This is a genomic window from Vibrio sp. FF145, assembly GCF_041439075.1.
GTDB classification, from domain to species: domain Bacteria; phylum Pseudomonadota; class Gammaproteobacteria; order Enterobacterales; family Vibrionaceae; genus Vibrio; species Vibrio tasmaniensis_A.
In genome coordinates, this window is record NZ_JBGONH010000112.1 from 1 (window position 1) to 2587 (window position 2587).

Genomic DNA, 2587 nt, shown 5'->3' on the forward strand with positions numbered 1-2587 from the left:
CCCAGCCAAATATCCGTTCAGGTTCAAGCAATAATGCTTATCCGAACGGCATTAACTCAAAGTGAGTAGGTTTTTATTTCGCGGTTAACCGCTAGTTCTCGATTCACAACTTGTTTGAGAGGCTCGCTCCAACTCAATCTAAACGTAACGTTAGGCCAGAGTAGTTCGAGTATCCGCGCAGTAACACATGATAAGTCACGCCCGGTTGCGCGCTCACACTGCACTGTTCGTTGTTTCCAGTACGATAAGGGCGACAATCGTAACTAGATGTCGTTGGCTTGCTTCCCGATTTCACATAAAGGTCGGCATCACCTGAACCACCAGACATTGAAACCGTCACGCTGGATGCAGAATCAACGGTGAACGTGTAGAAGCTCTCTGAAGATTGATTCCCGCTTAGGTTCGCAATCGGTGTGCCTTTCGTTAATACATTGCCAGTTGGAGGCGTGACACCACAACTCGCATTTACGCCGACGGTATTGAAAGCATCTTCAACATCGGCAACCATATAGCCCATGTCTGCTGCGGCTTTCGCTACGCCACAAGCTCCGGCATCAAAGGTACTGTTTGCCGTCCAATACAGTTGGTTTGCAACCGTGAATATTTCAAAGCCCTTACGTACATTCCAACCCGATTTGTTTGCTAAAAGGTAAAAGGCGCGGTTATAAACACCGCTAGACAAGTGAACATTCAAACCGTCGTAGTATTGAGAGGCATGATCAATCGAGCGGCCATCTTTTGAAGGTTGATCAAAGTAGCGCAAACCACCTTCCGATTTAAATATATCGCTACCGACCACCCAATCCACACTGCCACGTAAGTAGTATTCAGCCGCTTCGCCCGCAATATCGGAGAAGGCTTCATTGATACCGCCCGACATGTTTTGGTACACAAGGCCGGAGTTTTGCTCGGTGAACCCGTGGCTAACCTCGTGAGCACTCACGTTGATATCGACCAATGGGTAAAAGGTGTTTTTGCCATCCCCAAATGTCATGGATGAGCCATTCCAAAAGGCGTTTTCATAATCGGTACCGTAATGAACGCGCATCGTCAGCTGGAAAGTTAAAGGCGACGTGTTCATCCACTCTTTGTACATATCGAATACGATATTACCAAAATAGTGCGCATCGTTAAGAGGCGAGTAAGCCCCGTTGATGTATTTATGATCGGTGTAGTTGGTGCCGTCGGCACAGTTGTAGCTGTAGGCTGCGCTGCCAGAGGTTCCATGATTTAAGTTGACCGTCTTAACCGAATCATTTTCTAACGTACAAGTTGTGCCTGTTTTGTCGATAGGAAAGCTAGGGAAGTCGCTGCCATATTCATATCGAGTGGTTTTGAGGTTGCCACCTGGGCCAGTACCTAGTGCTTTAGCGTGGTTTAGCCCATTCCATTTTTGGAGGACATCGCCAGTCGTGGCATCAATAAAGTAGAAAGGGCGCTCTGGCATTGAGGACGAGATAAAGAAATCGACCAGATACACCACTTGGGCGACTTGGTTCTCATCCAGTCTCACCATGAGTTTTGCATTTTTGTTTTCAATCGACGTTTTGCCGACGGTAAACGTGCGATGAGCAGACAATGCGGCTTCAAGCGCTTGTTCCTGATTCAGCTTTGGCGCGATGCTGGATAGGTCACCGCTGATCCCTTGTGCCATTGAACCGAACACCTGAGTGGGTTGGTTCTTGGAAAGGGTAGCGACAACCGAAGTATCAAAGACGGGTAAACCTCGGTGAGTTTGTTGATAGCGGACTTTGGTTTTTCCATTGGGCAGTACCACCCGTTTAACTTCAGAAAAACCTAATTCAAGTGGGGCAACACTCTTCGACTGCGCGACGAGGCTTTGTTGTAGTAATGCATTATTATCGACTCTGACCATTTCTGCAGCGTGTGCATTAAAGCCAAAAGATGTACCTAGAATAGCTGCTATTTTCCAGCTTAGTTGACGTTGTTGGTTCATTTTTCGTTCCTGATTTTAATATAAACTCCTTCTTCCCAACGGCTTTATAGGAAGTCTATATGCAACACGCTAATGCCATGTATTGCGAATCAAGATTGGAAGAGCATTTCGGCTTATGACAAGTTTTATAGGGAGATTAAATTTTAGAGTATGTAATTCAAAGTTTACAAAAATTCTTATTGATCAATTTGTTTTTATAAAATTCAATTTTATTATTTATCGTAAATTTATGAAGGGGTGGGAGTTATTAAAAGCCACTTTGTTTTAATTTATAGAATGAAAGCACCTGAGTTAACTTCGATATTTTTCTAATTTTATCTTAATTACAAATGAGTAAATAAGTAGGTTTTTGGAAGTGTAAATATTGTTCTTATTATCAATAGTAAACTTGTTTTAACAATACCACTAAGCACAGATCTCAACTTTTTTAACACTTAGTCTCGTTAGATAGGAAAACATCTACATTTTCATGTTCAATCACAAATTAGTAAGCATAAGTAATTGTTATTAAAAGAGTCAGTCGTTTAAGATAGGCTACATAAGAAACTAGACAGAAAAATTCTGCATTTAAATAAAGAATTTTTCTGTCTAAGAGCTGTTGAACTAAGCCGCTTCGCGGAGGGCTTTCCT

1 protein-coding gene is annotated in these 2587 nt (G+C 43.0%); it reads right to left on the reverse strand.

The features are described from left to right. Nucleotides 1-133: 133 nt before the first annotated feature. Nucleotides 134-1957, reverse strand: coding sequence for a M4 family metallopeptidase (locus tag ACED42_RS21630; RefSeq protein ID WP_371704121.1), 1824 nt, complete (start codon nucleotides 1955-1957; stop codon nucleotides 134-136). Nucleotides 1958-2587 lie beyond the last annotated feature (630 nt).